Consider the following 1,642-nt stretch of genomic DNA (forward strand, 5'->3'; position numbering starts at 1 on the left):
CACTATGTATACATATTTTTTTTGTAAACGAGAATTCACCTAATTTATGTCCAACCATGGAGGTTGTAATTTTAATTTTATTAAACATCATTCCCTCGCATTCCTTAGTTTCACCGTAACATATCTAATATCTGCGCTGACACGCTGATATCAGTCTTATAACACTGTTCATCGGTTAAGCATGTGTCTTTTTTTATCTCCTTTAAAACCAAACATTTCGCTCATACTACAATGAAATACCTTCATAAGAGTGTTTCTATCCTATCAGTATTGATTTTAAGCCCTTGAAGTTATTTCCAATTATAATATTTAATACTTGAAATCTGAAGCTGACACGTTTCAAGTTTTCTTAATTTTGCTTATTACACTAATCGACATTTTAAAAATTTATTTCTTCACTAATTTAATCCTTATGTGCCTACACTGTACGTGTTGGATAAAACAATATAAATAGCACATGATGAGCACTTTTTCTTTCAACTATTATATAGTTTTATTTACAAAACTTTAATCGCCCCGAAAGTGAATCTTGGCTTAAGTAAAAATAAAAACTATATTGATTATGTATGTTTTAATATAACAAGAGTAGAATTCAATTTTAAAATTTAATCTTCTTCTTCTTCTCCTCTTCAAGGATTAGGTTATATAAACCATTTCATCCTCGGACGACTCACATTGCTTTATAGTTCAGTGCCGCTTTCAGCAATCGATCCTCTGTAGTCCTTTGCAGATGATCCCACCATTGTCTTCTGTAAATTGAAATAATTTCATTTAAGTCATTTACTTCAAATTCTGCTCCGATATCTTCATTCCTTATTCTAGCATTCCGCATTTCAGCACTCTGAATCTTGCCGCTTTCCTTTTTTTTCATGACCCACACCTCACTTCCATAAATCAACTTCGATATTACTAGTAATTCACTTATAAAATTTAATTTTTGTGCTGTGTCTTGTTTTACTTTTTAGATTTCTATGAGTCGTACCACAAATATTCCTAAATGTATTTATTTTCTCTCTTATATCATATTCAGATTCATAGCTTACTGCACAGCCGAGATATTCGAAACGGCTCACATGTTCTAAAGTGCTGTTGTTTATAACTATCTTAGTCTTCACTGGATATTTACCTTTAAAGGCCATAATTTTGTTGTTTCTTACTGATATTGTCAGTGAGTACTCTCTTGCAACTTCTTGTAATTGAAACATAGCTCTTTGTAAATCATCCTCATTTTCTTGAATAAGAACTACGTCATCCGCATATAGCAGGGAGCTCATACAAATTGATTTGTTAAGCTGTATTCCCGAAGTCACTCTGAATTTCCATGCTCCCAACATGTCGTTAATGTATGTATTAGACAAGGTTGGGAAAACACAGCATTCCTGCCTTACTTATTGGAATGTTACCTTAGACCCTACCATTCAGATCCAGGCTCACATGTACTTTTATAAAGGATCTTAACTGAATTTATTAAATGCTGTGGATATCCTCTTCTATCCATAATATTCCATAACTTTTGACGGTCTACATTATCAAATGCTTTTTCCAGATCAACAAAAGCGATATGCGTCTCCCGCATATGGTTATACTCCCGCCTTTTCTCTATTATCTGTCGTAATACAAACAATGCATCCACAGTCGATCC

The 1,642-nt window shown here is 33.1% G+C and carries 3 protein-coding genes; all 3 read right to left on the reverse strand.

Annotated features, from left to right (window positions below; all coding sequences use genetic code 4):
- Positions 1 to 91, reverse strand: a 91-nt coding sequence (locus MAGTDC_RS05995) for a ribosomal protein S19 family protein (protein WP_146657004.1), incomplete at its 3' end; no start/stop codon positions are given.
- A gap of 727 nt (positions 92 to 818) precedes the next feature.
- Positions 819 to 1,358 carry a reverse transcriptase domain-containing protein gene (locus tag MAGTDC_RS03130; RefSeq protein WP_278046964.1) on the reverse strand — a complete coding sequence of 180 codons (540 nt, stop codon included), beginning with the start codon at positions 1,356 to 1,358 and terminating at the stop codon, positions 819 to 821.
- A 53-nt stretch (positions 1,359 to 1,411) separates the two neighbouring features.
- Positions 1,412 to 1,576: a hypothetical protein gene (locus MAGTDC_RS03135; RefSeq protein ID WP_414173067.1), complete on the reverse strand. Its 165-nt coding sequence runs from the start codon at positions 1,574 to 1,576 to the stop codon at positions 1,412 to 1,414.
- Positions 1,577 to 1,642: the final 66 nt, after the last annotated feature.

Source organism: Candidatus Hodgkinia cicadicola (assembly GCF_002774925.1).